Source organism: Streptomyces liliiviolaceus, assembly GCF_018070025.1.
Lineage (GTDB): Bacteria > Actinomycetota > Actinomycetes > Streptomycetales > Streptomycetaceae > Streptomyces > Streptomyces liliiviolaceus.
Genome location: NZ_JAGPYQ010000001.1, coordinates 3,154,033 through 3,180,607, shown reverse-complemented (window position 1 = coordinate 3,180,607; position 26,575 = coordinate 3,154,033). Strand labels below are relative to the sequence as shown.

The 26,575-nt window shown below is 71.3% G+C and carries 22 protein-coding genes; 15 read left to right on the top strand and 7 right to left on the bottom strand.

The genetic code is table 11. The features are described from left to right. Positions 1 to 35 precede the first annotated feature (35 nt). Positions 36 to 692 (bottom strand): pirin family protein, encoded by a 657-nt coding sequence (locus tag J8N05_RS13870; protein WP_210890174.1) that lies wholly within the window; start codon positions 690 to 692, stop codon positions 36 to 38. A gap of 84 nt (positions 693 to 776) precedes the next feature. Here J8N05_RS13870 and J8N05_RS13865 point away from each other — a divergent pair, with 84 nt between their 5' ends. From J8N05_RS13865 to J8N05_RS13845, 5 genes are all read left to right on the top strand, one after another. Beyond that, positions 777 to 1,982: a PucR family transcriptional regulator gene (locus J8N05_RS13865; RefSeq protein ID WP_107018517.1), complete on the top strand. Its 1,206-nt coding sequence runs from the start codon at positions 777 to 779 to the stop codon at positions 1,980 to 1,982. Positions 1,983 to 2,071: 89 nt separating this feature from the next. Further along, the gene (locus J8N05_RS13860; RefSeq protein ID WP_210882937.1) at positions 2,072 to 2,989 is read left to right on the top strand and encodes an ACP S-malonyltransferase; all 918 of its coding nucleotides are present in this window, start codon (positions 2,072 to 2,074) and stop codon (positions 2,987 to 2,989) included. A 22-nt stretch (positions 2,990 to 3,011) separates the two neighbouring features. Then, positions 3,012 to 4,043: a ketoacyl-ACP synthase III gene (locus J8N05_RS13855; protein ID WP_210882934.1), complete on the top strand. Its 1,032-nt coding sequence runs from the start codon at positions 3,012 to 3,014 to the stop codon at positions 4,041 to 4,043. Positions 4,044 to 4,114: 71 nt separating this feature from the next. Next, positions 4,115 to 4,363, top strand: coding sequence for an acyl carrier protein (locus J8N05_RS13850; protein ID WP_055611752.1), 249 nt, complete (start codon positions 4,115 to 4,117; stop codon positions 4,361 to 4,363). A gap of 174 nt (positions 4,364 to 4,537) precedes the next feature. Beyond that, entirely contained in the window at positions 4,538 to 5,833 is a 1,296-nt protein-coding gene (locus J8N05_RS13845) for a beta-ketoacyl-[acyl-carrier-protein] synthase family protein (protein ID WP_210882932.1), read from the top strand. A gap of 165 nt (positions 5,834 to 5,998) precedes the next feature. Here the strand turns inward: J8N05_RS13845 and J8N05_RS13840 are convergent, their stop codons facing one another. Further along, a complete protein-coding gene (locus tag J8N05_RS13840; protein WP_107018521.1) occupies positions 5,999 to 6,493 on the bottom strand; it encodes a DUF3145 domain-containing protein in 495 nt (164 codons plus the stop codon). A gap of 198 nt (positions 6,494 to 6,691) precedes the next feature. On the opposite strand from J8N05_RS13840, the gene J8N05_RS13835 reads away from it, so the two are divergent. Continuing rightward, positions 6,692 to 7,606: an SGNH/GDSL hydrolase family protein gene (locus tag J8N05_RS13835; RefSeq protein ID WP_210882931.1), complete on the top strand. Its 915-nt coding sequence runs from the start codon at positions 6,692 to 6,694 to the stop codon at positions 7,604 to 7,606. Positions 7,607 to 7,697: 91 nt separating this feature from the next. Here the strand turns inward: J8N05_RS13835 and J8N05_RS13830 are convergent, their stop codons facing one another. Next, on the bottom strand, positions 7,698 to 10,136 hold the full coding sequence (locus J8N05_RS13830) for a beta-glucosidase (RefSeq protein ID WP_210882929.1): 2,439 nt from the start codon (positions 10,134 to 10,136) through the stop codon (positions 7,698 to 7,700). A gap of 166 nt (positions 10,137 to 10,302) precedes the next feature. Here J8N05_RS13830 and J8N05_RS13825 point away from each other — a divergent pair, with 166 nt between their 5' ends. Further along, positions 10,303 to 10,872, top strand: a complete 570-nt coding sequence (locus J8N05_RS13825) for a TetR/AcrR family transcriptional regulator (protein ID WP_210882927.1) — start codon at positions 10,303 to 10,305, stop codon at positions 10,870 to 10,872. 151 nt (positions 10,873 to 11,023) lie between these two features. Continuing rightward, positions 11,024 to 12,331, top strand: a complete 1,308-nt coding sequence (locus tag J8N05_RS13820; protein WP_210882925.1) for a pyroglutamyl-peptidase I family protein — start codon at positions 11,024 to 11,026, stop codon at positions 12,329 to 12,331. Between the two features lie 2 nt (positions 12,332 to 12,333). Here the strand turns inward: J8N05_RS13820 and J8N05_RS13815 are convergent, their stop codons facing one another. Both J8N05_RS13815 and J8N05_RS13810 read right to left on the bottom strand, forming a co-directional pair. Then, positions 12,334 to 13,137, bottom strand: coding sequence for an EI24 domain-containing protein (locus tag J8N05_RS13815; protein ID WP_210882924.1), 804 nt, complete (start codon positions 13,135 to 13,137; stop codon positions 12,334 to 12,336). A 529-nt stretch (positions 13,138 to 13,666) separates the two neighbouring features. Next, positions 13,667 to 14,530, bottom strand: a complete 864-nt coding sequence (locus tag J8N05_RS13810; protein WP_210882923.1) for a serine/threonine-protein kinase — start codon at positions 14,528 to 14,530, stop codon at positions 13,667 to 13,669. Between the two features lie 213 nt (positions 14,531 to 14,743). On the opposite strand from J8N05_RS13810, the gene J8N05_RS13805 reads away from it, so the two are divergent. Both J8N05_RS13805 and J8N05_RS13800 read left to right on the top strand, forming a co-directional pair. Continuing rightward, positions 14,744 to 17,320 (top strand): M14 family zinc carboxypeptidase, encoded by a 2,577-nt coding sequence (locus tag J8N05_RS13805; protein WP_210882922.1) that lies wholly within the window; start codon positions 14,744 to 14,746, stop codon positions 17,318 to 17,320. Positions 17,321 to 17,389: 69 nt separating this feature from the next. Continuing rightward, a complete protein-coding gene (locus J8N05_RS13800; RefSeq protein WP_210882921.1) occupies positions 17,390 to 18,544 on the top strand; it encodes a serine hydrolase domain-containing protein in 1,155 nt (384 codons plus the stop codon). 323 nt (positions 18,545 to 18,867) lie between these two features. On the opposite strand, the gene J8N05_RS13795 is transcribed toward J8N05_RS13800, so the two are convergent. Next, positions 18,868 to 19,890 (bottom strand): NADP-dependent oxidoreductase, encoded by a 1,023-nt coding sequence (locus J8N05_RS13795; protein WP_210882920.1) that lies wholly within the window; start codon positions 19,888 to 19,890, stop codon positions 18,868 to 18,870. 113 nt (positions 19,891 to 20,003) lie between these two features. Between J8N05_RS13795 and J8N05_RS13790 the strand changes: the two genes are divergently transcribed. Then, positions 20,004 to 20,450, top strand: a complete 447-nt coding sequence (locus J8N05_RS13790; protein ID WP_210882919.1) for a MarR family winged helix-turn-helix transcriptional regulator — start codon at positions 20,004 to 20,006, stop codon at positions 20,448 to 20,450. Positions 20,451 to 20,847: 397 nt separating this feature from the next. Here J8N05_RS13790 and J8N05_RS13785 read toward each other — a convergent pair whose 3' ends face one another. Further along, complete coding sequence (locus tag J8N05_RS13785) at positions 20,848 to 21,603, bottom strand: SCO2400 family protein (RefSeq protein ID WP_210882918.1); 756 nt, start codon at positions 21,601 to 21,603, stop codon at positions 20,848 to 20,850. A 277-nt stretch (positions 21,604 to 21,880) separates the two neighbouring features. Between J8N05_RS13785 and J8N05_RS13780 the strand changes: the two genes are divergently transcribed. The 4 genes from J8N05_RS13780 to chvE all read left to right on the top strand — a co-directional run bounded on the left by J8N05_RS13780 (position 21,881) and on the right by chvE (position 26,545). After that, positions 21,881 to 23,041: a mandelate racemase/muconate lactonizing enzyme family protein gene (locus J8N05_RS13780; RefSeq protein ID WP_210882916.1), complete on the top strand. Its 1,161-nt coding sequence runs from the start codon at positions 21,881 to 21,883 to the stop codon at positions 23,039 to 23,041. 142 nt (positions 23,042 to 23,183) lie between these two features. After that, positions 23,184 to 24,197 carry a zinc-dependent alcohol dehydrogenase gene (locus tag J8N05_RS13775; RefSeq protein WP_210882914.1) on the top strand — a complete coding sequence of 338 codons (1,014 nt, stop codon included), beginning with the start codon at positions 23,184 to 23,186 and terminating at the stop codon, positions 24,195 to 24,197. 131 nt (positions 24,198 to 24,328) lie between these two features. After that, positions 24,329 to 25,297 carry a hypothetical protein gene (locus tag J8N05_RS13770; RefSeq protein WP_210882912.1) on the top strand — a complete coding sequence of 323 codons (969 nt, stop codon included), beginning with the start codon at positions 24,329 to 24,331 and terminating at the stop codon, positions 25,295 to 25,297. Between the two features lie 135 nt (positions 25,298 to 25,432). Beyond that, the gene (chvE, locus tag J8N05_RS13765) at positions 25,433 to 26,545 is read left to right on the top strand and encodes a multiple monosaccharide ABC transporter substrate-binding protein (protein ID WP_210882911.1); all 1,113 of its coding nucleotides are present in this window, start codon (positions 25,433 to 25,435) and stop codon (positions 26,543 to 26,545) included. Positions 26,546 to 26,575 lie beyond the last annotated feature (30 nt).

Here is a 26,575-nt window from a genome sequence, read left to right as displayed (position 1 = left end):
CCCGGTGATGCCGCCCGTACGGTGACGTCCGGCCGTCAGCGGGCCGCCATCTCCCACAGCAGCAGCTCCGCCGCCCCGCGCGCCACCGCCTCCAGGTCCTTCGCGTCCCCGACCCGGGCCGCGTCCCCGGGACCCAGCACCTCACCGCCCAGCAGCACCTCACCGCGTACGACATGCGCGTACAGGAAACGTGCGTCGGGGACGGCGGTCCGCTGTCCTGCGGCGAGGCGGCGTACATGGAGCATCGCCCCCGCCTCCGGGAGCGCGTACGGCGTGGAGTCCGCGATGCCGTGGACGATCTCGTACGCGGGGTCGCCGCCCGGCTCCAGGGGGGCCAGCCACATCTGGACGAAGCGCAGGGGCACCGCGCCGTCGTTGCGTTCGACGTGGCGGACCCCGCCCGCCGCGCTGAGGCGCTGGACGTCCCCGGGGCGTACGAGCGACTCGTGGCCCGTGGAGTCCCGGTGGGTCAGCTCGCCCTCGACGACCCACGTGACGATCTCGGTGTGGCTGTGCGGGTGCTCGTCGAAACCGGCGCCGGGCGCGAGGCGTTCCTCGTTGCAGGCGATGACCGCGCCGAAGCGGAGGTTGTCCGGGTCGTAGTGCGGGCCGAAGGAGAAGGCGTGCAGGGACTCGATCCCGGCCGCCGGGTCGCCTCCGCGGTAGCGCTCACCGGCGCGCCGTACGTCCATCACGCGACCCACGGTAGACCCGCCGGGCGTGCCACCTGCGACCCTCCGCCGCATCCTGCCGTCCGGATAAGGCAGTCTTGTTCCGTGCCCGAACCCGAATCCAGCAACACCGAGCGCGCCGCGCGCGCCGCCCACGCGCACACCGCGACCCTGAAGCGGCTGGAGAAGTCGTCCGGCAGTCTCGCCGCCCAGGCCATCGCACGCATGGACGAGACGCTGTCCTGGTACCGGGCCATGCCACCGGAGAACCGGTCGTGGATCGGCCTCGTCGCACAGGCCGGTATCGCCGCGTTCACCGAGTGGTTCCGGCATCCGGACGCACCCCAGGCGATCTCCACGGACGTCTTCGGCACCGCGCCGCGCGAGCTGACCAGGGCGATCACCCTGCGTCAGACCGTGGAGATGGTGCGGACGACGATCGAGGTGATGGAGTCCGCGATCGACGAGGTCGCGGCCCCCGGCGACGAGAACGTGCTCCGTGAGGCGCTGCTCGTGTACGCCCGGGAGATCGCCTTCGCCACCGCCCAGGTGTACGCGCAGGCCGCCGAGGCACGCGGTGCCTGGGACGCCCGCCTGGAGTCGCTCGTCGTGAACGCGGTCCTGTCCGGGGAGGCCGACGAGGGAGCGGTGTCCCGTGCCGCGGCCCTCGGCTGGAACTCGCCCGAGCATGTGTGCGTGGTGCTGGGCACGGCACCCGACGGCGACAGCGAGCTGACCGTCGAGGCCATCCGGCGGGCCGCCCGGCACGCCAAGCTCCAGGTGCTCACCGGTGTCCTCGGTGACCGGCTGGTCGTCATCGCGGGCGGCAGCGACAATCCGCTGGCCGTCGCGAAATCGCTGATCGGACCGTATGCCGCGGGGGCCGTGGTGGCCGGTCCCGTGGTCCCCGACCTGCTGGCCGCGACCCGGTCCGCGCAGGCCGCGGCAGCCGGGCTCAAGGCGTGTTTCGCCTGGCAGGACGCCCCCAGGCCGGTACTGGCGGACGATCTCCTGCCGGAGCGCTCGATCGCCGGTGACCCGGCGGCGCGCGACCAGTTGGTGGAGGAGATCTACAGACCGCTTGAGGAGGCCGGCTCGGCGCTCCTGGAGACGCTGAGCGTCTATCTCGAACAGGCGAGCAGTCTCGAAGGCGCGGCCCGGATGCTCTTCGTGCACCCCAACACCGTGCGCTACCGGCTTCGACGTGTGACTGACGTCACCGGCTGGTCGCCTTCCGACGTACGTTCGGCGTTCACGCTACGGATCGCGCTGATCCTGGGACGTCTGGCCGATGGAGATCCCCAGCTCTAGGCTTTTGTCGGGGACCTACAATTCCCCCTCCTGTTCTTCGTCCCTGTCCCCACGGGCGGCCGTGCCCGTTCACAAGAGAGAGTGTGAGAGTGCTCGTACTCGTCGCTCCCGGCCAGGGCGCCCAGACGCCCGGCTTCCTGACTCCTTGGCTCGACCTCCCCGGCGCCGCCGACCGCGTCGCCGCGTGGTCGGACGCCATCGGGCTCGACCTTGCCCACTTCGGCACGAAGGCCGACGCGGACGCCATCCGGGACACCTCCGTCGCCCAGCCGCTGCTGGTCGCCGCGGGTCTCCTGTCCGCCTCGGCACTCGGTGCCACGGCGCCCGGCGCCGTCGCCGGGCACAGCGTCGGCGAGATCACGGCCGCCGTCCTCGCGGGTGTCCTCGACGACGCGGCCGCCCTGAAGCTCGTGCGCAAGCGTGGTCTGGCGATGGCCGAGGCCGCCACCGTCACACGGACCGGTATGTCGGCGCTGCTCGGCGGCGACCCCGAAGTGACGATCCCGCACCTGGAGAAGCTGGGCCTGACCCCGGCGAACGTGAACGGCGCGGGCCAGATCGTGGCCGCCGGCACGCTGGAGGAGCTGGCCGCCCTGGAGGCGGACAAGCCCGAGGGCGTACGCCGGGTGGTGGCCCTCAAGGTCGCGGGCGCGTTCCACACCCGTCACATGGCCCCGGCGGTCGACGTCCTCGCGCAGGCCGCGGCGGAGCTGTCGCCGGCCGACCCGACACTCACGTACGTCTCGAACAAGGACGGCCAGGCCGTCGCCACGGGTGCCGAGGTCGTCTCCCGGCTGGTCGGTCAGGTCGCCAACCCGGTCCGCTGGGACCTGTGCATGGAGACCTTCAAGGAACTCGGCGTGACCGCATTGGTCGAGGTGTGCCCCGGCGGCACCCTGACCGGTCTCGCCAAGCGCGCGCTGCCCGGCGTGAAGACGCTGGCGCTGAAGACACCCGACGACCTCGAAGCGGCTCGCGAGCTCATCGCCGAGCACGCCTCGGCCTGAGCGCGTAAGGAGCCCACTGAGCATGTCGAAGATCAAGGCCCGCAAGGGCGCCCCGTTCGCTCGGATCCTCGGTGTGGGCGGCTACCGTCCGGTTCGTGTCGTCCCGAACGAGGTGATCCTCGAACGCATCGACTCGTCCGACGAATGGATCCGTTCGCGCTCCGGCATCGAGACCCGGCACTGGGCGGGCCCCGAGGAGACCGTCGCCGCGATGTCGATCGAGGCGTCCGGCAAGGCGATCGCCGACGCCGGGATCAACGCCGAGCAGATCGGTGCCGTCGTCGTCTCGACCGTCTCCCACTTCAGCCAGACCCCGGCCGTCGCCACCGAGATCGCCGACAAGCTCGGCACGGCGAAGGCCGCGGCCTTCGACATCTCGGCGGGCTGCGCCGGCTTCGGCTACGGACTGACGCTCGCCAAGGGCATGATCGTGGACGGCTCCGCGGAGTACGTGCTGGTCATCGGCGTCGAGCGGCTGTCCGACCTGACCGACCTGGAGGACCGCGCGACGGCCTTCCTGTTCGGTGACGGCGCGGGCGCGGTCGTCGTGGGCCCCTCCGAGGAGCCGCACATCGGCCCCACGGTCTGGGGTTCCGAGGGCGACAAGTCCAACACCATCAAGCAGACCGTGCCGTGGGACCAGTTCAGGAGCGGGGACGTGTCCCAGCTCCCCCTGGACTCCAAGGGCGAGGTCAAGTTCCCCGCGATCACGCAGGAAGGCCAGGCGGTGTTCCGCTGGGCCGTGTTCGAGATGGCCAAGGTCGCCAAGGAGGCGCTGGAAGCCGCCGGACTCACTGCGGAAGACTTGGACGTCTTCATTCCCCACCAGGCCAACGAGCGGATCATCGACTCGATGGTGAAGACTCTCAAGCTGCCGGAACACGTCACGGTCGCGCGTGACGTGCGCACCACCGGTAACACCTCGGCCGCCTCGATCCCGCTCGCTATGGAGCGGCTCCTGGCGACCGGCGAGGCGAAGAGCGGCGACACCGCGCTCGTCATCGGCTTCGGGGCGGGTCTCGTGTACGCCGCGACGGTCGTTACCCTCCCCTAGGCACACCGTCCGGAACGTTCCGGACGGCAGTTCCGCCACACCCTCTGGATACACAAGAAGGAGCGCCTGACATGGCCGCCACTCAGGAAGAGATCGTCGCCGGTCTCGCCGACATCGTGAACGAGATCGCCGGCATCCCGGTCGAGGACGTCCAGCTGGAGAAGTCCTTCACCGACGACCTCGACGTCGACTCGCTGTCCATGGTCGAGGTCGTCGTCGCCGCCGAAGAGCGCTTCGACGTCAAGATCCCCGACGACGACGTCAAGAACCTCAAGACGGTCGGCGACGCGACCGAGTACATCCTCAAGCACCAGGGCTGAGCGCTCCGCTGAGAGTGCACTGCTTCGCCCGCGGGTCCGTTGTGGCTGGTCGCGCAGTTCCCCGCGCCCCTTCGGGGCACTGCCGAACCACACCGGACAGCACCGGACCCGCTTAGCCCCGCCACCCGGCGGTGGCGCCGCTGAATCCTCGTATCCGTTGGAGAAAGAATTCCCGTGAGCCCGACCAATCGCACCGTGGTCGTCACCGGTATCGGCGCAACCACACCGCTGGGTGGCGACGCAGCCTCTACCTGGGAGGGCCTGGTCGCCGGACGTTCCGGCGTCCGCCCTCTGGAGCAGGACTGGGCCGCCGACCAGGCGGTCCGTATCGCGGCACAGATCGCCGTGGAGCCGGGCGAGGTCATCCCCCGCCCGCAGGCCCGCCGCCTCGACCGCTCGGCGCAGTTCGCGCTGATCGCGGCCAAGGAGGCCTGGGCCGACGCAGGCTTCACCGACAAGGCGGGCGCCGAGGCCTCGGACGCCGCCGAGCAGGGCGCGGCCGTCGACCCCGACCGGCTCGGCGCGGTCATCGCCTCCGGCATCGGTGGCGTCACCACCCTGCTCGACCAGTACGACGTGCTGAAGGAGAAGGGCGTACGCCGCGTCTCCCCGCACACCGTCCCCATGCTCATGCCGAACGGCCCCTCGGCCAACGTGGGTCTGTACGTCGGCGCCCGCGCCGGTGTGCACACCCCGGTCTCCGCCTGCGCCTCGGGCGCCGAGGCCATCGGCTACGCCATCGAGATGATCCGCACCGGCCGCGCCGACGTCGTCGTCGCCGGTGGCACGGAGGCGGCCATCCACCCGCTGCCCATCGCCGCGTTCGGCAACATGATGGCGATGTCCAAGAACAACGACGACCCGCAGGGCGCCTCGCGTCCCTACGACATCGGCCGTGACGGCTTCGTCCTCGGCGAGGGCGCCGGCGTCCTGGTCCTGGAGTCCGCCGAGCACGCCGCCAAGCGCGGGGCCCGTGTCTACGCGGAAGCGGTCGGCCAGGGCATCTCCTCCGACGGCCACGACATCGTGCAGCCGGAGCCGGAGGGCCGCGGTATCGCGGCCGCGCTGCAGCACCTGCTCGACAGCACCGACCTGAACCCGGCGGAGATCGTGCACGTCAACGCGCACGCGACCTCCACGCCGGCCGGTGACGTGGCCGAGCTGAAGGCACTGCGGAAGGTCTTCGGCGACGACGCCGACCACTTCGCCGTGTCCGGTACGAAGTCCATGACCGGGCATCTGCTCGGTGGCGCGGGCGGGGTGGAGTCGGTGGCCACGGTGCTGGCGCTCTACAACCGGATCGCTCCGCCGACCATCAATGTCGAGAACCTCGACCCCGAGGCGGAGGCCACCGCGGACATCGTTCGCGGGGAGGCCCGGAAGCTGCCCGTCGAGGGGCGGATCGCCGCGCTGAACGATTCGTTCGGGTTCGGTGGGCACAACGTGGTTCTTGCGTTCCGCACGGTTTGAGTGTGTGAAAGCTGCCCGGGACCTCTTTGAGGTTCCGGGCAGCTTTCGTTTGTGGGGTGGTGGGTGGGTGCGGGTTCGGTGGGGGCTGGTCGCGCAGTTCCCCGCGCCCCTGAAAGACAAAAGATTGCGCCGTTCCCCGCGCCCCCGGAGGCGGTTGCTGCGGGGCTAGACCACCTGGTGGAGCCAGCGGACCGGGGCGCCCTCTCCTGCGTAGCGGAAGGGTTCCAGTTCGTCGTCCCAGGGCTTGCCGAGGAGGCGGGTGAGTTCCGACTCCAGGTGGGTCTCGCCCTGCTGGGAGCGGGCCAGGGCGGCGCGCAGGCGGTCCTCGGGGATCAGGATGTCGCCATGGATGCCGGTCACCGCGTGGAAGATGCCCAGATCAGGGGTGCAGCTGTAGCGCTCGCCCTCGGCGGTCGCGCACGGCTCGGCGGTCACCTCGAAGCGCAGCATCTGCCAGCCGCGCAGCGCCGAGGCGAGCTTGGAGGCCGTACCGACCTCGCCCTTCCAGGAGAACTCGGATCTCCAGGTGCCCGGCGAGGCGGGCTGCCGGATCCAGTCGAGGCTGACCCGCGTGCCGAGCACGCCCGCGACCGCCCACTCGACGTGCGGGCACAGCGCACGCGGCGCGGAGTGCACGTAGAGAACTCCACGTGTCGTCACTGGCACCTCCGGACAGAGCGGGCACTTTGCGGCTTGGCGGATCGTTCAGTGGCAGTGCGGCCACGTGGCGAGGCTACCGTGCGGCGGCGCAAGGAGTGTGACGTACCGTCGCTCCAGGCGCCCCGAAACACGGAGGTTTCACCCGGGAGGACGCTCGGGGGTGAGCTGCCGTTGCGCGACGAGCGAGGGGAAATGGGGATGCGGAACCGTGGTCACCGTTCGCGGGGCCTGGTCGCGGCCGTCGTGGCGGCTCTTGTCGGCATCGCGGGACTGACCGGATGCGACGCGGTGGGCGGCAGTTCCTCCGGACCGACGGGCTCCGACGCGCAGAGCAGAAAACCTTCACCGAAACCCACCCCGGACTGGGACCGCAGCCCGCGTTCGCTGGCCGCCGTCGGTGACTCGATCACCCGCGGGTTCGACGCCTGCTCGGTGCTGACCGACTGCCCCGAGGTCTCGTGGGCGACCGGCACCGACACGAAGGTGAAGAGCCTCGCGGTACGGCTCCTGGGCAGGACAGGCGCCTCGCAGCGCAGCTGGAACTACGCCGTGACCGGCTCCCGCATGGCCGACCTGCCCGGTCAGATCGCGCAGGCAGCGGCGAAGAAGCCCCAGTTGGTCACGGTGATGGCCGGCGCGAACGACGCCTGCCGTTCGTCGGTGTCCGCGATGACGACGGTCGCGGACTTCCGCACCCACTTCGAGGACGCGCTGAGCACGCTGCGGTCGGCCCTGCCGAAGACCCAGGTGTACGTGTCGAGCGTGCCCGATCTGAAGCGGCTGTGGTCGCAGGGGCGGACGAATCCGATGGGCAAGCAGATCTGGAAGCTGGGGATCTGTCCTTCGATGCTCGGTGACGCGGACTCGCTGAGTGCGGCGGCGACGACGCGGCGGGATCGGGTGCAGGACCGGGTCGAGTCGTACAACACGGTTCTGGAAGAGGTGTGCGCGAAGGACCGGCGGTGCCGGTTCGACGGCGGGGCGGTCTTCGAGTACCGGTTCGGGACCGCGCAGTTGAGTCACTGGGACTGGTTCCATCCGAGCGTGGACGGGCAGGCGCGGCTGGCGGAGATGGCGTACGGGGTTGTTACGTCCCGTACGCCATCGAAGTGAGGGGTGGCTGGGCGGTGTCCTCGGCCGCAGGCCGGTGGGGGCTGGTCGCGCAGTTCCCCGCGCCCCTGGAGGGGCTGCGCCCCTCTAAGGACTAAAAGACACAGGTTGCCCTCAGCCTGGTGTCCATGAGGCTGTGGGACGCCTCGATCTCGTACGTGCCCTTCACCGGTGTCCACGTGTCGGACTTCTCGTCCCAGATCTCGAAGGCCCGGGCCGGGAGGTCGATGCTCGTGCGGGCCGACTCGCCCGGGGCGGCCTCGACGTTCGCGAAGCCCGCCAGCCAGCGCGCGGGGCGGTCGGGGGTGGGGTCCGTCGGGGCGAGGTAGAGCTGGATCGTCTCGCGGCCGGGGCGGGTGCCCGTGTTGGTGACGCGGACCGTGACCGTCGTGCCCGTCACGTCGATCTCGTCGTACGTCCAGTCCGTGTAGCCGAGGCCGTGGCCGAAGGCGTACGTCGGGGTACGGTGCTCCTTCTCCCAGGCCCGGTAGCCGATGAACACGTCCTCGGTGTAGGGGAGTTCGCCGTCGGTGGGGGTGACCCTCGTGACCGGGGCGGAGTCCAGCGGGCCCCAGGTGGTGGGGAGCCGGCCGCCGGGCTCGTGGGCGCCGGTGAGGACGTCCGCGAGGGCCGCGCCGCCCTCCTGGCCCGGGAACCAGCCGAGCAGGACCGCGCCGACCTCGTCGCGCCACGGCAGTTCCACCGGGGAGCCGGAGTTGACGACCACGACGGTGTTCGGGTTGGCGGCGGCGACCGCGTGGACCAGGTCGTCCTGGCGGCCCGGGAGCCGGAGGTCCGCGCGGTCGAAGCCCTCGGACTCGACGCGTTCGGTGGTGGCGACCACGACGATCGCCGTGTCGGCGGCGCGGGCCGCCGCGACGGCCTCCGCGATCAGCTCGTCGGCGTCGCGCGCGGGCTCCTGGTGGGCGAGCGTGAAGCTGATGACCCGCATGGGCACGTCGTCGGGGACGACGACGGTGTGGCGCAGGGAGACGTCGTAGGCGCGGCCCGCGGTCAGGTCCACCGTGGCGCGCTCGACGGGGTCGCCGAAGAACGTCACGAACGGGTCGTCCAGGTCGGTGCTCTGGACGCCGGAGAAGTGCTCCGTGCCGTCGATCGTGAGCGTGAACGCGCCGAGCCCCTTGATCCCGAACCTGTGCGGGCCGCTCTCGCGCGGGGTGAAGGTGCCGGTCAGTTCGACGCTGTCGAGGCGGTCGTGGGTGACGCCGTCGGGCAGGTCGTCGCCCATCCACTGGATGTGGCCGCTGGGCGCGGAGCGCGTACCGATGACCTCGCCCCCGGTGTCGCGGCAGACCGCGCGCAGCTCGAACCCCTTGTCGGCGGCGGCCAGTTCCTGGCTCGGGTCGGCGCCGAGCGCGTACGTCAGCGTGCCCTCGGGGAGGGCGGCGGTGAGGCCGTCGAGCGGGGAGACGACATGGGCGGGGAAGACGGTCGCGGAGCCGCCGCCGAGGACGCGGGCGTCACGGGCGGCGGCGCCGATGAGCGCGACCGAGTGCCCGGCGGGGACGGGAAGGGCGCCTTCGTTGCGTACGAGGACGAAGGCGCGGCGGGCGATCTCGCGGGCCAGGGACTCGCCGTCCACCGTCTCGGGCAGGTCGGTGACGACCGGTTCCGCGCCTTCCAGGATGCCTACGCGGGCGGCGAGACGCAGGACGTTGCGCACGGCCTCGTCGACCTTGGCCTCGTCGGTCTCGCCGGAGCGGACGGCGGCGGCGAGCTTGTCGCCGTACACGGTGACCGGGCCGGGCATCGCGACGTCCAGGCCGCCCTCGATGGCGCCGACGGTGGAACGGGCGGCCATCCAGTCGGAGACGTTGAAGCCGTCGAAGCCCCACTCGCCGCGCAGGACCTCCTCGACGAGGTACCGGTGCTCGCTCATCGTGCTGCCGTTGACCGAGTTGTAGGCGGTCATGATGCCCCAGGGGTGGGCGTTCTCGACGATGGCCTCGAAGGGGGCCAGGTACAGCTCGCGCAGGGCGCGCGGGGAGACCACGTTGTTCACGGTGAAGCGGTCGGTCTCGGCGTCGTTGGCGACGAAGTGCTTGACGGTGGTGCCCACCCCGCCCTCCTGCACACCGGTCACGTATCCGGTGCCGATCCGGCCGGTGAGGTACGGGTCCTCGCTGTACGCCTCGAAGTGCCGGCCGCCGAGCGGGGAGCGGTGCAGGTTGACCGTGGGGGCGAGCAGGACGTGGACGCCCTTGCGGCGGGCCTCCTGGGCGAGGAGCCGGCCGGCCCGGCGGGCCAGGGCGGGGTCCCAGGTGGCGGCAAGCGCGGTCGGGGACGGCAGGGCGATGGACGGGTCGTCGGCACTCCAGCGCACGCCCCGGACGCCGATCGGGCCGTCGGACATGACCAGTGACCTGAGCCCGATCCCGGGCAGCTCGGGCAGGGACCACATGTCCTGTCCGGCGAGCAGTCGCGCCTTGGTGTCCAGGTCGAGACGGGCGAGAGCCGCCTCGACCACCGCCTCACGCGCCTGATCGGCCGGGGTGGGCCGCGTTCCTGCCATGGCCGTGCCTCCTCGTTGAGTCCGTCGCGTCGTGTTCCGTCGCGCACCGCTGCGTCACTGCCATCCTGCCCGCGTCACCTGTTGATCGGTAGGTTTCGTTACGCCCGCGTTATATTCATGTCATGCGGAGCCGCACGGAAAACCCCGTCCGTCGTACGGTGACGTCATGACGAGCGGGGCGCCCAGATCGGCCAGGGGCACGGAGCGGCGTGCGGAGATCCTCCGGGCGGCGCTGGAGGTGATCGCCGAGCGCGGCTACCGCGGCGCGAGCCTCGCGGCGGTCGCCGAGCGGGTCGCCCTCACACCGCAGGGGCTGCTGCACCACTTCCCCACCAAGGAGGCGCTGCTCGTCGCCGTCCTGGCCGAGCGCGACCAGTGGGACGCGGTCCCCGGCACCGGGTGGCGGCTCGAACTGCTCGGCCAGCTCGTGGAGTACAACGCCATGCGGCCCGGGATCGTACAGACCTTCTCGGCGCTGCTCGGCGAGAGCGTCACGGAGGGGCATCCGGCGCGCGGGTTCTTCACCCAGCGGTACGAGGCCGTCCGCGCGAACATGGCACAGGTGCTGCGGACCGAGTACGGGGAGCGGCTGCCGAGCGGGCTCACGCCGGAGCGGGCGGCTCCGCTGCTCGTCGCGGTGATGGACGGGCTGCAGTACCAGTGGCTGCTCGCGCCGGAGTCGGTGGACATGCCGGCGGCGTTCCGGGACTTCCTCACGCTGCTGGGCGAGGGCTGACCTTCACGGGGTTCACGCCCCACGGGATCACGCACGTCACACACATCACGCACGTCACCGGGCCCACGCGTTATGGCGTGCGTCCCGTGCGTCGCGCATACTGCCGCCATCCGACGACGTCCCCACTCGCGACGGAAGGACCTGAACCACCTTGACGCACATACGTGTTCGGATCGGTGCCCTCGGCCTGGCTCTGCTGGCCGGACTCGCCGCACCGCCCGCCCTCGCCGCGGAGAACCCCGCGGCCGCGCCCACCGTGGAGGAGCAGCGCCTCGACAGGGCGGCGCCCCAGGAGATCCTCGCCCGGTCCGGATTCGACACGGTGGCACCGGAGTTCGCCCGCGCGCTGGGCAGGGCCCGCTCGTACGCGCAGGCCGAGCGGCTGGTCGAACGGCAGGGCGCCCGGCTGTGGCAGCGGGCGGTGGACCGGGCCCAGGGTCGCGGGCCCGCGGGCGGCGACCTCAGCAGGGACGACGACCGGCCGCTGTACTGGGCCCGGCTCGGTATGACGCGTGAAGTACGGCAGTGGCAGCCGGAGTTCGGGCTCACCGAGGCCCGGCGAGCGAAGCTGCTGGCCGCGCTGGAGCGGACGTCACGGGGCCAGGACTCGATCCGGTTCCCGCACTCCAAGTCCACGTCGGCATCGGCGTCCGGGTCCGGGGCCGCGTCCGGGTCGAAGAAGGTCAAGCGGATCCTGGTGACCGGGTTCGATCCGTTCACGCTGGACCGGGACGTGCGGATCTCCAACCCGTCGGGGGCGACCGCGCTCGCGCTGGACGGCACGGTGATCAGGACGGCGGACGGTCCCGCGCGCATCGAGACGGCCGTCTTCCCGGTCCGCTGGCAGGACTTCGCCGACGGGACGGTGGAGCGGACCCTGCGCGCCCACCTCCCCCATGTCGACCTGTTCACCACGGTCAGCCAGGGCCGGGTGGGCCGTATCGACATCGAGCGGACCAACGGGGCCTGGCGGGGCGGCTTCCCGGACAACGAGAACCTCTCCCGCACCGAGACCGTCCCGGTGACCGACCCGGCCTCGCAGCCGCAGTGGACGACCACGACCCTGCCGTACAAGGACATCGTCGCGGCGGACACGGGACGCTTCCCCGTGTACGACAACACGTCGGTGACCGAGATCCCGGCGGGCGGGACCGATCCCGTCGTACGCCCCGAGGGGCCGACCGCGGGCTCGACGGCACGGGCGGGCGGCGGGGGCAACTACCTGTCCAACGAGATCGCGTACCGCGCGACGCTCCTGCGGGACCGGCTCGGTCTGGCGGGCTCGCTGCCCGGCGGGCACGTCCACACGCCGGTGCTGGAGTTCGGGGCGGGCAACACGGATCCGGCGAGCGGGACGGTCACCGACGCGCAGTTCGTGCGGAACCGGCTGGACATCATCGCCCAGGTGCGGTCGATCCTGACGGTGGCGGCGGACGCGACGCAGGACGTCACCGACTGACGTCAGTCGCCGAGGGAGCCCGCGGGGGCCTGGTCGTCCTCGTCCTCGTTCTCCTCGCGGGTCTCCTCGCCCAGCAGGTCGCGGGCCATCAGGGTGGCGCCCGCGACCGCGCCGGGCATCAGGAAGACGGCGACGAAGGGGACGAGGAAGGCGAGGCCCAGCGGGGTGCCGAAGCCCCAGACCAGCATCCTGCGGGAGCGGAGCAGGGTGAGGCGGTCGCGGAGCACGACGTCGCGGCGCTGCAGGGCGACCGCCGTCAGTTCCTCGGTGAGGAAGAAGCCGGTGACGAAGAAGCCGATCACCGGGACGACGGTCTGTCCGACGAACGGGATGAAGCCGAGCGCGAAGAGCAGTACGCCCCAGACCAGCGCCCTGGCCACGATACGGAGGCTGTCGCGGGTCGAGATGACCAGTTCGCGCCAGAGCGGGAGGCCGGACTCGGGGGCCGTGCCGTCCGGGGACACGTCCCGGTCCACCTTCTCGGAGAGGCTCTCGTAGAAGGGCTGGCCGATGATCAGGGTGGCGGCGGTGAAGGTGATGACGGACAGGAGCAGGGCGAGCGCGAAGAGGACCGCCGTCAGGAAGCCGCGGAAGAGGCCGAGCCAGGGGCTCGACCAGTCGTCGGCGAAGGGGGTGGCCCAGGTGATGAAGTCCGTGCCCCACAGGGCCAGGGCGACCAGGGCTGCGGCGTACAGGACGAGGGTGATGAGGCCGGGGATCAGTCCGAAGCCGAACTGCTTTCCGTGCCTGGCGACCCAGCGCTGGCCGCGCATCAAGTACCTGAATCCCACCCCAAGATCACGCATGCGGTCACCCTACCGGGCGCTGCCGTGCCACCTACGGGCCGGCGGGGCCGAGCCGCGCAGTTCCCCGCGCCCCTGAAAACCCCGGGGCGCCGCCCCGCCCCGGCCGTCCTCCACCTGCGGCCCCGTGGTGGCTGGCCGCGCAGTTCCCCGCGCCCCTAGGGGCTGCGCCCCTGAAAACCAAAAGACTGCGCAGTTCCCCGCGCCCCTAAAAGCAAAAGACAAAAGACTGCGCCGTTCCCCGCGCCCCTGGGTGGGACGGGGCGCAGCCCCTCCCCGAGGGGCGCGGGGAACTGCGCGAGCAACCCCCACCAGACCCGCACGTTCAGGGGCGCGGGCAACCCCCACCGCCCCGCAGACGAACGTCACCGTCAGGGGCGCGGGGAACGGCGCGGCCAGCCACGACGGGCCTCAGCGTGCGAGCCGGCCCCAGGCCCCACCCCCCAGGGGCGCGGGGAACTGCGCGGCCAGCCCCCACCGACCCGCACCCACCCCGTACGAGCCGGCCGCAGGCCCGTGCGTGGGGTGCGGGTCACGTCGGGTGGCCCGTCACCACCACCGCCGAGCCCGCCGCAGGCGAAACCGCCGCGGACACCCGCACCGACGCGGCCCGAGCAACCCGCCCCGCCCACCCCGCGGAAGCGAGCAGCAGCGGCTGGAGCTGTTCGAGCCCGGAGACCACCATCTCCTCCCCCGCGACCAGCAGCGGCCGCCCCGCCCGGAAGCCGGCCACGGCCACCTCCGTGAGGTCGGCCAGCGGCGGCACCACGGCCCGTACGACCCCCGCCCCCGCCCCCACGGCCCGTTCCGCGAGCGCGACCTGCACCGGCAGCAGCGGAGCCACCGCGGACGTCAACGCGTCGGCGATACGCCGCAGTTCGGGCGACGAGTCCCGTAACACCTCCGCCGCTGCCCGGATCACCGGCGCGAGCACCAGCAGCGTGCCGGCCGCCACCCCCGCCGCCCCGGGCAGCAGCGGCGACGACGCGTCCACCAGTTCGCCGAGCGCCTCCGCCGCCTCCTCCACCGCGGGCTCCACCGCGTCGAGGAGCGGCAGCAGGCTGTCCCCGAGCGCGGTGAGCAGCGCCCGGGCCGGTTCGCTGACCGGGTGGACGGCGAGCGGCGCCCCGCTCGTCCCCAGCCGCGTCAGCGTGTCGACCATCCGGTAGAACGCCTCCTGCGCCTGGGGCGACGCACTGGCCTCGGCCAGTTCGGCGGTCGTCTCGCGCAGTACCCGCAGCACCTCCGCCCCCGAACCGTCCCTCGGGTCGAAGGTGTTGACGGCGATACGGGTGAGGTTGCCCGCGGTGTCCAGGAGCTGGCCGGTGATGTCGGTCGTGCTGCGCGCGATACGCGCGACGTCGTCCCTGCTGGGGAGCGACGGGATCGTTGCCATGGGCTCTCCTCGCCTCACGCACGCGTGCTGCCGGGTGCCTGCCGGGTCCACTCGGTTCGTCCAAGTCCCCTCCCAGGATGCCCCCTCCGCCCGGCCCGGGGCACGGCGTCCGTCCTCATCGGTTACGCCGACGCCCCCTTGTTGCGGGAGGGGCGAACAGGTAGACCTCCGTACCGAAGTGACCCCTGTCGGGCCCTCTCCGTGGAGGTACTTGTGCGCCTGCCGAGACCCGTCCTGATCGCCACGGCCACCGCCACCGCGGCGGCCGCGCTCCTGCTCGCCCCGAACGGCGCCGTCGCCGATCCGACGCCCCGCCCGGGGGCGCCGGTCCGCGAGGGCTCCGGCCCCTCGGACGGCGCCCGCGCCGCCGGGGCGCCCGAGAGCGCCGCCGACCGCGCGCTGACCGCCCCGGTCACCGGACTCGCCCCCGACGCCGGAGCCGTACGCGGCTATCCGCGCGAGCAGGTCCTCGCCCCGGACCCGGAGAACCCGGCCGACAAGTCCATCAAGCTGGGCCTGGCCCCGTACCACTCCCTCGCGCCGAGGCTGAACGCGCTGCAGCGTCTCGGCGACCGGGTGAGTGTGGAGGTCGCGGGCCGGTCGGCCGGTGGGCACCGGCTGTTTCTGGTCACCGTCACCGCGCCGGAGTCCGACCGGCAGGCGCGTGCCCAGGAGCGGCTGCGCGAGCTGATCGAGAACGCGCCCGTCGCCGCCGCCGAGGACCCCGCCGTCAAGCGTGACTACAAGACGCCGGTCTTCTTCAACAACAACATCCACGGCAACGAGTGGGAGGGCACGGACGCCTCCCTCAAGCTGATCGAGAAGCTCGCCACGGCCCAGGACGCGTCCACCGCCGATCTCCTCGCCCACCACCGCGTGTACTTCAACATCACCGCGAACCCGGACGGCCGTATCGCCGGCACCCGCGCGAACGCCAACGGCTTCGACCTGAACCGGGACTTCGTGACCGCCTCGCAGCCCGAGGTACGGGCGATGCGGCAGATCGCGATCGACAAGCAGCCCGCGCTCATGGTCGACCTGCACGGTTACGTCAACGGCACCCTGATCGAGCCGACGACTCCTCCGCACGGCGAGAACTACGAGTACGACCTGTTCCTGAAGAACACCTACGCCAACGCCCTCGGCATGGAGGCCGCCGTCAACGGCCTCGGCTACACGCCGGAGAGGGACGGGGTGGAACCGGCTCAGATCCCCTTCCGGGACCAGGAGGAGGGCTGGGACGACTGGCCGCCGATCTTCACCCCGCAGTACATGCCCTTCCACGGCACGGTCGCCGCGCACACGGTCGAGTTCCCGATGGCGGTGAACAACGACGAGTACGACGACCTGCCCGTCACCGAGCTGCGCCGCCGCGCGTCGATCAACGTGGCCATCGCGGGCGCGGCGATGCGCGCGAGCCTCGACTACGCGCGCACGCACCGCGCTTCACTCGTCGCCGACCAGATCGAGGTGTTCCGCCGGAGCGTGACGGGCGCGGCCCAGGTCCCGGTCTCGCCGGAGACGGTGCCGGACGTCCCGGGCATCGGCCCGGAGGACGTCTACACGACCGACTTCCCCCGCGCGTACGTGATTCCGGCGGGCGCGGCCTCCCAGCGCTCGGCACCGGCCGCGGCCCGGCTCATCGACCACCTGCTCGCCAACGACGTACAGGTCCGGCAGGCCACACGGGACTTCAGGCTCGGCGGGAAGGCGTACGCGAAGGGCTCGTACGTCGTCGATCTGCGGCAGCCCAAGCGCGGCATGGCCAATGTGATGCTGGCGGACGGGCGGGACATCAGTGACAAGGTGTCGGTGATGTACGACATCTCCGGCTGGAGCCTCGGCCGCCTGTGGGGCGCGACCGTCGACGCCGTACGGACCTCGGAGCTCGCCGTGCCGGACCGGGCGGTGCGCGCCGCCGCGAAGGTGGGGTACGTGGCGCCCGGCGGCACACAGCAGTCCCGACTGCGGCTGCGCCTCGACGACGCCCGGGAGATCGCGGCACTCAACTCCTTGCTAGCACAGGGTATTTCGGTGCGGCGGGTGGCCGACGGGAGTGCGATCGTGCCCGCGTCGGCCCGTGCGAAGGCCGCGGTCGCCGCGCGGACGTACGACGTGGCCTTCGACGCGACGAAGGAGAGCGGCGGCGCCCCGCTGCGGAGGGTCCGGGTGGCCGCGGCGGTCACACCGGGTGAGCTGTTCGCGCTGCGGGAGATGGACTTCGACGTGGTCCCGGTGTCCACGGCGATCCTGAACGCGGGCTTCGACTGGTCGCGGGCGGACGTCCTGTTCGCGTCCTCGGGGCTGGATCCGGCGGACCTCACCCCGGCCGCGCGCACCGCGCTGAACACCTTCCTGGGCCGGAAGGGGCTGGTGGGCCGCGGAGCCGCCGGAGCGGCGCTCAACACCTCGGCCGGGCTGCTCCCGGTCGAGGCGGTGGAGGGCAATCCGGACGCCAACGGCGTGGTGCGCGTGGTCAATTCGTCCGGCGGCGGGGTGACCGCGGGCGCCCCCGACCACGGTTTCGTCTACGCGCCGGTGTGGTTCACGGGCCTCGGTGCCGGGGTGCGCGTGGAACAGTCGTACGCGGGCGGGGCCGGCGGGAATCCGCTCGTCTCCGGGCACTGGCGTGCGCTGGAGGACGGCAGCGGCGGGCCCGCGCAGGCCGCGGGACGGGCCTCGGTGGTGAGCGGGCCGCATGCCGTGCTGTTCGGCACGGAGCCGCTCTTCCGCGATCATCCCAAGGGAGAATTCGCGCAGGTCGCGCGGGCCTTGCTGACGGTGTCCTGAGCGCCGGGGGCACAGCGGGCGCCGCGCACGGGGATCCACGGCAACAGCACAGATCTGAGGAGAGCACGGATGGCACAGGAGATCCACGGCACCGTCGCCGAAGGCTTCGAGGCGGTGCGCGAGGAGTTCGCGTCCGTCGTCGCCGCCGAACGTCCCGATTACGCGGGCCAGTTGAGCGCGTACGTACGGGGGCGGCGGGTCGTCGATCTGTGGACCGGCGCGGACACCGACGGCGACACGCTGTTCGGTGTCTTCTCCTCCTCGAAGGGGGCGGCCCATCTGGTGGTCGCCCTGCTCGTGCAGGACGGCACGCTGGAACTGGATCGCGAAGTGGCGCACTACTGGCCGGAGTTCGCGGCGGAGGGCAAGTCGGCGGTGACCCTTCGGGAACTGCTGGCGCACCGGGCGGGAGTGGTCGGGTCGGACGCGGGCTTCACCCTCGACGAACTGGCCGACGACCGGGTGATCGCCGAACGGCTCGCCGGCCAGCGGCCGTTCTGGCGGCCCGGCACGGCCTTCGGCTACCACGCGCTGGTGATCGGCGCGCTCACGGGCGAGGTCGTCCGGCGGGCCACCGGCCGTACGCTCCAGGAGGTCTACGAGGAGCGGGTCCGCGCCCCGTACGGGCTGGGCTTCCATCTGGGGCTGCCCGAGTCGGAGGAGCACCGGTACCTGTCGGTGCGGCCGATGGCGCCGACGCCGCCGGAGCAGGCGCTGCTGGACGCGACGCCCCGGGGGCCGCACACGCTGGCCTCGATCGCGTTCAACGAGCATGTGCCGGGTGCCGTGCCGCTGGTGGACTTCCCCAACTCCCGCGCGGTACGGGCCCTCGGGCAGGCGTCGGCCGGTGGGGTCGCCTCCGCGCGCGGGCTCGCCGGGATGTACGCGGCAGCGGTCGGGGAGGTGAACGGGCGCGCGGCGCTGCTCAAGCCGGACACGGTCGCGGAGGTGGGGCAGATCCACTCCGTGGGGTACGACCTGGTGGCGCGGGCGCACAAGTCGTACGGGCTCGGCTTCCAGGCCACGGCCGACATGTGGCATCCGTTCCTGGGGGCGGGGGCCTTCGGGCACAGTGGGGCGGGCGGGTCGCAGGGGTTCGCCGATCCGCGGAGTGGGTTGGCGTACGGGTACACGCGGCGGCGGATCGCGTTCCCGGGCGGCGCGGCACCGGAGAACCAGCGGTTGGTTCTGGCGGTCCACGGGGGCGCGTTGGCGCTGGCCTGAGCAGTGGGGGTTGCTCGCCAGCTGCGGGCCGCTGGGGGCCGAGCTGAGAGACTGCGCCGTTCCCCGCGCCCCTTAATAGGCACGGCCCTCTCGACGTCGGCTGCGACCCGGTGGGGGTCACCCGCGCCGTTCCCCGCGCCCCCAAGAGGGGCTGCGCCCCATCAGGGGCGCGGGGAACGGCGCAATCTTTTGCCTTTAGGGGCGCGAGGAACTGCGCGGCCAGCCACGACGCACCCGCAGCCGACAGACGGGCCCGCGGTCCCACCCCCTAGGGGCGCGGGGAACTGCGCAATCCTTTGGCTCCGCCCCCACCGGGGTCGGCGTCAGAGCGTCACGATCATTTTGCCCGTGTTGTCGCCTCGCAGGACCCCGAGGAACGCCTCAAGGTTGTTCTCGATGCCCTCGACGACCGTCTCCCGGTACTTGAGTTCGCCCGAGGCGACCCACGGCCCGACCTCCTGCACGAACTGCGGCTGCAGGTCGTAGTGGTCCCCGACGAGGAACCCCTGGATCCGCCCCCGCGTCGCGATGAGGCGCGCGAGGTTCTTCGGACCCGCCGCCGGCTCCGTGTTGTTGTAGACGGAGATCATTCCGCACACGGCGATACGGCCACGCAGGTTGAGGGAGCCGATGGCGGCCTCAAGGTGGTCGCCGCCGACGTTGTCGAAGTAGACGTCGACGCCGTCCGGGGCGGCCTTCCGGAGCTGCTCGCTCACGGGGCCGCTCTTGTAGTTGAAGGCGGCGTCGAAGCCGTACTCCTCCACCAGCAGCCTGACCTTCTCGTCGGAACCGGCCGAGCCGATGACCCGCGAGGCGCCCTTGAGCTTGGCGATCTGGCCGACCTGGCTACCGACGGCGCCGGCCGCGCCGGACACGAAGACGGAGTCGCCCTCCTGGAAGGACGCGGTGCGCAGCAGGCCCGCGTACGCAGTGAGGCCGGTCATGCCGAGCGCGCCGAGGTACGTGCTCAGGGGCGCAGCCCCGGGGTCCACCTTGACGGCGTGCTTGGCGTCGAAGACGGCGTATTCGCGCCAGCCGAAGCCGTGCAGGACGTGGTCGCCGACGGAGACGCCGTCCGCGTTCGAGGCGACGACCTCGCCGACCGCGCCGCCCAGCATGACCTTGCCCAGCTCGTAGGGGGCGACGTACGACTTCGCGGCGCTCATCCGGCCGCGCATGTACGGGTCCACGGAGAGGTGCTTGTTGCGCACCACGATCTGGTCCGGGCCGGGCTGCTTCAGGTCGGCCTCGACCAGGGCGAAGTCCTCGGGCTTCGGGACGCCGACCGGGCGGCTGACGAGGTGCCATTCGCGGCTGGTGGCGGGGAGCTCGGCTGTGTCGGTCATGGAGGGCGCCTTTCCTGGTGCAACGGTTTCCACACATGAGAATGCTTCAGTATGTGAAACAACCATGCTCCTGAATATTTCATGATGTCAAGTAACGGGGTAGCCTGTCGGGCATGGCCACACAGAAGACTCCCTCGTTCGACCCACTGACCCTTGAGGTCGTCGACCTCATCGGCACGGTCGTGGCCCGTTACCACGAGGAGTACGAGGAGGCGGCGGCGGAGCATGCGCTGACGGGGGCGCAGGCGCGGCTGCTGAGCCTGTTGTCGCTGGAGCCGCTGCCGATGCGGCGGCTGGCGCAGAAGCTGAAGTGCGAGCCGTCGAACGTGACCGGGATCGTGGACCGGCTGGAGGCACGGGGGCTGGCGGAGCGACGGCCGGACCCGTCCGATCGGCGCGTGAAACTGGCCGCCGTGACGGAGGAGGGGCGGGCTGTCGCGCGGAGTCTGCGGTTGTCCCTGCGGTTCGCTCGGGAGCCGTTGGCGACGTTGTCGCGGGAGGAGCGGGTGGCTCTGCGGGGCCTGCTGCTCCGCATGCTGAACGGACCCACCCCCGACTGACCTGCGCCCCTTCAGGGGCCCGCTTTCCTCGACACCCCCAGCGGCCCGTCGGGGGCCACCCGCGCAGTTCCCCGCACCCCACCTCACCCGCGGCCCGGTGGGGGTTGCTCGCGCAGTTCCCCGCGCCCCTGACGGGGCACGCCCCCCTCGACGTCACCTGCGGGCCGGTGGGGGTCACCCGCGCCGTTCCCCGCGCCCCCAAGAGGGGCTGCGCCCCATCAGGGGCGCGGGGAACGGCCCAGTCTTTTGCCTTTAGGGGCGCGGGGAACTGCGCGACCAGCCACGACGCACCCGCAGTCGGCGAACCAAGCCGGGGCTCCGCCCCCCTAGGGGCGCGGGGAACTGCGCGGCCAGCCATAACGCACCCGCGCCCGGCAAACGACCCCGCGGTCAGCGGTTACGTGCACCACCACAAGAAGCGGTCGCACGACGACTCCGTGGGGGTCGGTTCCGGGTCGGGGTCCGGCGCGTCCGTCGTGGGATCAGGATCCTGCGTACCCGGATCCGACTCCTCGGGGGCGGACGGGACGGAGGCCGGGGCCGAGGACGCCGGACCGGCCGTCGCCGTCGCCGACGGATCGGCCGATTCCGTCCCCTTGTCGTCCTTGTCGTCCTTCTCGTCGTCGTCCTTGTCCTTCTTGGACTTCTTCGACTTCTCCGACTCCGAGGCGGAGGGCGACACCCCCGGCGCCCCGGCACCGCCTCCCCCGGACGCCGACGCCCCGTCCGCGGAGGCCGAGGACCCGGCGGACGCCTCCCCCGCCGCGGACGCCTTCGGTTCCGAGGACGGCGCTTCTATGCCCAGTTCGGCCAGGCTCAGCCCGCCGGCCGCGAGCAGCAGCCCCGCCCCCACGAGCAGCACGCGCCGACGCCGGCGCCGGTGCAGCGCCGCCTTCCGGTCGCGCCGGTTCGCCCGCACCCCCCGGCTCCCGCCGCGCGTGCCGCGTCCGCGCCGGGCCCGGCGGCCCGCGCCGCCCTCCGGTTCGTCGCCGTCGTCCTCGTCCGCCTCGTCCGCCGCGTCGTCCCGCCCGTCGGCGTCCTCGCGGTCGTCCGGGGAGGCCGCGCTCTCTCGGCTCGCTTCGGCCGGTGTACCGCACCCCGGGCAAGCGAGGGCGCCATTGAGGTGCCGTTGGCACGGGAGGCAGTAGTCCATGACGCCGGAAGACTAAACTCCGCTCAGGTCACGTTCCCAGCCGCAGCTGTGAAAGTTCTGTGCTGAACTGCCGGTTCGGGTGTGCCAGTTGAGGACAGGCCCGACCATTCCCCGCCTTCCTTCGCCATCTCGCCGAAACCGTTCTTCGTTCGACCCATTGACACGTCCGCCGCCCAATCCTTACTGTCTGGCCAGCATTTCGAACATGTGACGAAATCTCGAACAGTCGAAACAGATTCGTAAAAGCAGCCGCAGAGCACGACAAGGGGCATTCTCCGTGCGCATCACCGGAATCAGCACACACGTGGTCGGGACGCCTTGGCGCAACCTGACCTATGTCCAGGTGCACACCGACGAGGGCATCACCGGGGTCGGTGAGACCCGCATGCTGGGCCACACCGACGCGCTGATCGGCTATCTGCGGGAGGCGCAGGCCAATCACATTCTCGGTTCGGACCCCTTCGCTGTCGAGGACCTCGTCCGCCGTATGAAGTACGGCGACTACGGGCGCGCCGGCGAGATCGTCATGTCCGGTATCGCCGTGATCGAGATGGCGTGCTGGGACATCAAGGGCAAGGCCCTGGGCGTGCCCGTGTGGCAGCTGCTCGGCGGCAAGGTCACCGACCGCGTGAAGGCGTACGCGAACGGCTGGTACACCACCGAGCGCACTCCGGAGGCGTACCACAAGGCGGCCCAGGAGGTCGTGGCGCGCGGGTACAAGGCGCTGAAGATCGACCCCTTCGGGACGGGTCACTTCGAGCTGGACCACGAGCAGTCGCTGTACTCGGTCTCGCTGATCGAGGCGGTCCGGGACGCGATCGGTCCGGACACCGAGCTGATGCTGGAGATGCACGGCCGCTTCTCGCCGGCCACGGCGATCCGGCTCGCGCACGAGCTCGCGCCCTTCAAGCCCGCGTGGCTGGAGGAGCCGGTGCCGCCGGAGAACCTGAAGGCGCTGGAGAAGGTGGCGGCGAAGGTCGACATCCCGGTCGCGACCGGCGAGCGCATTCACGATCGCATCGAGTTCCGCGAGCTCTTCGAGAGCCAGGCCGTGGACATCATCCAGCCGGACGTCGGCCACCTCGGCGGCATCTGGGAGACCCGGAAGCTGGCGGCGACCGCCGAGGCCCACTACGTCCTCGTGGCGCCCCACAACGTGGGTGGCCCGGTGCTGACCGCCGCCTCCCTCCAGGTCGGCTTCTCCTCCCCCAACTTCAAGATCCTCGAACACTTCAACGACTTCGCGGACGCGGACATCAAGAAGATCGTGAAGGGCGCCCCGCAGGTCGTCGACGGCTACTTCGAGCTGTCGCACGAGCCGGGTCTGGGCGTCGAGCTGGACACGGACGCGGCGGCGGAGTTCCCGCAGCAGCAGGCGCGCTTCGACCTGTGGGCGGACGGCTGGGAGCAGCGCAAGCCGAAGGGTGCCACCAAGTGACGCCGCCCGGCGGCGAGTTGTACCGGGGCTTGTGGCAGGCTGTGCCCAGCCGCCGGACGCCGCCTCCGTCGCGGGCCGCGGCGGACCGGAGGGCGTACCGCCCCTTCGGGACCCCGACCCGCCCCACCGCCACGGAGCAGTCATGAGCGCCGTATCCCAGGCCGTCGTCATCGAGGGGCCGGGCGAGCACCGGCTGGCCCCCCACGAGCCCACGGCACCCGCAGCGGGCGAGGCCCTGGTACGGGTCCACGCGAGCGGGATCTGCGGCAGCGACCGCGAGGTGTACCAGGGCAACCGCCCCGAGGGGTACGTCCGCTATCCGCTGACCCCGGGCCACGAGTGGTCGGGGACGGTCGAGGCGGTCGGCAGCGGGGTGCCCGAGGGGCTCGTGGGCCGCAAGGTGGTGGGCGAGGGCTTCCGCAACTGCCAGGTCTGCGACCGCTGCCACGAGGGCGAGACAACGTTGTGCACGGCCGGCTACGAGGAGACGGGCTTCACCCGGCCCGGCGCCATGGCCACCACGCTCACGCTGCCCGCCCGTCTGCTGCACGTCCTGCCGGAGGACGCCGACCTGACGGCCGCGGCGCTCCTGGAGCCCGCGGCCTGTATCGCGGCGGCGGCGCTGAAGGCGAACGCGCGGCCCGGCGAGCGGGTGGCGGTCGTCGGCACGGGCACGCTCGGCATGTTCGCCGTGCAGTTCCTGAAGGCGGGTTCGCCCTCGGAGCTGCTGGTGGTGGGCACCCGCCCGGACCGTGAGGAGCTGTCGCGGAAGTTCGGCGCCAGTGACTTCCGCACCCGGGACCAGGAGCTGCCCGCCGACTTCGACGTGGTGATCGAGACGGCCGGTTCGGCGACGGCCGCGACGACCGCCGCCTCGCTGCTCAGACGCGGCGGACGGCTGGTGCTCACGGGCATCCCGGCGGCGGGCGCACAGGGTCTGGACCCCACGGACCTCGTCGTACGGCAGCTTGAGGTGCACTCCGTGTTCGGTGCGCCGCCGGACGCCTGGGCGCACACGGTACGGGTCTTCGGCGCGGGTCTCCTCGATCCGCTGCCGCTGGTGACACATGAACTTCCGTTGGACGAGTTCGCCCACGCCATCGAGCTGGTGGGGTCCGGCGATCCGAAGGTCGGCAAGGTGCTGCTGAGGCCGTAGGGCCCGGTGCCGACCGATCCCCGATCCGTACGCCGGTGCGGAGACCTGACGCTCCGCACCGGCGTACATCCACCGACACGAACCATGTCCGACATATCGAACGCATACTTTGCCAGAGCTAAGGAAAGCTTGTGACCGACGCTTCTCCCAGAGCGGCCCGCCGACCCGGTGAGCAGGCGCTCGCCGCGCTCGGCCTGGGCGCTCCCGCCCTGTCCCCCGCCGACGCCTCCCCGCACTCCTTCCCGGGAGGCGGCCGGTGGCGTACCGAGATCCCCTCGTGCGAGGGGCCCGAGGCGCTGGCCGTGGTCCTCAAGGAGTCCTCGCGGCTCGATGTGCCGATCCACCGGATCAGCCAGGGCAGCGGCGTCTGGATGCTGACCGACGCCGAGATCACCGAGATGGTCGAGGCCACCGCCGAGCGCGACATCGAGCTGTGCCTCTTCACCGGTCCGCGCGGCACCTGGGACATCGGCGGCTCGACCCGTACGGACTCGCGGGGCGGCGGTACCAGGGCGCGTGGTCACGATGCGGTGGCGGGCTGTCTGGAAGACGCCGTACGCGCAACGGAGTTGGGCGTAAAGTGCCTCCTCGTGGCTGACGAGGGCGTGCTGTGGACTCTGCACAGGGCCCGTGTCGCCGGGATCATTCCGGCCGACACCACGCTCAAGGTCTCGGCGCTCATCGGTCCGGTCAACCCGGCCGCGTACGCCGTGTACGAGCAGCTCGGCGGGGACTCCATCAATGTGCCCAGCGACCTCACGCTGGACCACCTGACGGAGATCCGCAGGGTCAGCGCGGCCCCGATGGACATGTACATCGAGGCTCCCGACGATCTCGGCGGCTACGTGCGCATGTACGAGGTCGCCGAGCTGATCCGGCGCGGCGCACCGCTGTATCTGAAGTTCGGCCTGTCCAAGGCTCCCGGGATCTACCCGTACGGCCACCACATGAGGGAGCTGACACTGTCCACGGCACGGGAGAGGGTGCGGCGCGGCCGGCTGGCCCTGGACCTGCTGGCGCGGCACGGGGCGGACGGCGACATGGCGCCGCTCGGCTCGCGGCTGCCGGGGACACTCCAACGTTTTGACATTCCCTCATAACGTTCCGACTACACCCCCTTCACAAAAGACGACGCGGCCGAACACAATCCCACACACCTCCTCTCGGTCGTCCTCGCTCCACCACCTTCACAAACTGAAGACCGAGCCTCCGTCAGAGCATCAAGGAAGATGATCATGCGCAATCGCAAGGCAGCCCTCTCCGCCATAGCCGCGGCAGCCTCTCTCGCCCTCACCCTGTCCGCCTGCGGGCAGGACAGTGACGGCGGGAGTGAGAGCGACAAGGGAGACGCGAAGGGGGGCACCGTCGGCATCGCCATGCCGACCAAGTCCTCCGAGCGCTGGATCGCCGACGGCGCCAACGTGGAGAAGAACCTCAAGGCCGCCGGCTACAAGACCAAGCTGGCCTACGGCGAGGACGACCCGGACACCCAGGTCTCGCAGATCGAGAACATGATCACGCAGGGCGTGAAGGCGCTGATCATCGCGGCGATCGACAACAAGTCGCTCGACAACGTGCTGCAGCAGGCCAAGGAAGCCGACATCCCGGTCATCTCCTACGACCGCCTGATCCTCAACTCGCCGAACGTCGACTACTACGCGTCGTTCGACAACGAGAAGGTCGGCGAGCTCCAGGGCGGCTACATCGTCGAGAAGCTCGGTCTCAAGGACGGCTCCAAGAAGGGCCCGTTCAACGTCGAGCTCTTCGCCGGCTCGAACGACGACAACAACACCCAGTACTTCTTCAAGGGCGCGATGAACGCCCTGCAGCCGTACATCGACAAGAAGCAGATCGTCATCAAGTCCGGCCAGACCAAGCTCAACCAGGTCACCACCCTGCGCTGGGACGGCGGCACCGCCCAGAAGCGCATGGACGACCTGCTCACCTCGGCGTACAAGAGCGCCAAGGTCGACGCCGTGCTCTCGCCCTACGACGGCATCTCCATCGGCATCCTGTCCGCGCTCAAGTCGGACGACTACGGCAGCAAGAGCAAGCCGCTGCCGATCGTCACGGGCCAGGACGCCGAGGTCGCCTCGGTGAAGTCGATCATCGACGACCAGCAGACGCAGACCGTCTACAAGGACACCCGCAAGCTCGCCGAGGTCGCCGCCAACATGGTCGACTCCGTGCTGCAGGACAAGAAGCCCGAGACGAACGACACCAAGACGTACAACAACGGCGCGAAGGTCATCCCCGCCTACCTGCTGGACCCGGTCAACGTCGACAAGTCCAACTACAAGGAAGTTGTCGTCGACTCGGGCTACATCAAGGAAAGCGACCTCAAGTAACAACCGCCGTTTTCTAAGGATTGGAAGGCA

Bases quoted from the DNA above. Each gene is read 5' to 3' on its own strand.
- J8N05_RS13870 (WP_210890174.1), bottom strand. From the start codon at position 692: ATGGACGTACGGCGCGCCGGTGAGCGCTACCGCGGAGGCGACCCGGCG.
- J8N05_RS13855 (WP_210882934.1), top strand. From the start codon at position 3,012: ATGTCGAAGATCAAGGCCCGCAAGGGCGCCCCGTTCGCTCGGATCCTC.
- J8N05_RS13850 (WP_055611752.1), top strand. From the start codon at position 4,115: ATGGCCGCCACTCAGGAAGAGATCGTCGCCGGTCTCGCCGACATCGTG.
- J8N05_RS13835 (WP_210882931.1), top strand. From the start codon at position 6,692: ATGCGGAACCGTGGTCACCGTTCGCGGGGCCTGGTCGCGGCCGTCGTG.
- J8N05_RS13830 (WP_210882929.1), bottom strand. From the start codon at position 10,136: ATGGCAGGAACGCGGCCCACCCCGGCCGATCAGGCGCGTGAGGCGGTG.
- J8N05_RS13825 (WP_210882927.1), top strand. From the start codon at position 10,303: ATGACGAGCGGGGCGCCCAGATCGGCCAGGGGCACGGAGCGGCGTGCG.
- J8N05_RS13815 (WP_210882924.1), bottom strand. From the start codon at position 13,137: ATGCGTGATCTTGGGGTGGGATTCAGGTACTTGATGCGCGGCCAGCGC.
- J8N05_RS13810 (WP_210882923.1), bottom strand. From the start codon at position 14,530: ATGGCAACGATCCCGTCGCTCCCCAGCAGGGACGACGTCGCGCGTATC.
- J8N05_RS13800 (WP_210882921.1), top strand. From the start codon at position 17,390: ATGGCACAGGAGATCCACGGCACCGTCGCCGAAGGCTTCGAGGCGGTG.
- J8N05_RS13795 (WP_210882920.1), bottom strand. From the start codon at position 19,890: ATGACCGACACAGCCGAGCTCCCCGCCACCAGCCGCGAATGGCACCTC.
- J8N05_RS13790 (WP_210882919.1), top strand. From the start codon at position 20,004: ATGGCCACACAGAAGACTCCCTCGTTCGACCCACTGACCCTTGAGGTC.
- J8N05_RS13785 (WP_210882918.1), bottom strand. From the start codon at position 21,603: ATGGACTACTGCCTCCCGTGCCAACGGCACCTCAATGGCGCCCTCGCT.
- J8N05_RS13775 (WP_210882914.1), top strand. From the start codon at position 23,184: ATGAGCGCCGTATCCCAGGCCGTCGTCATCGAGGGGCCGGGCGAGCAC.
- chvE (WP_210882911.1), top strand. From the start codon at position 25,433: ATGCGCAATCGCAAGGCAGCCCTCTCCGCCATAGCCGCGGCAGCCTCT.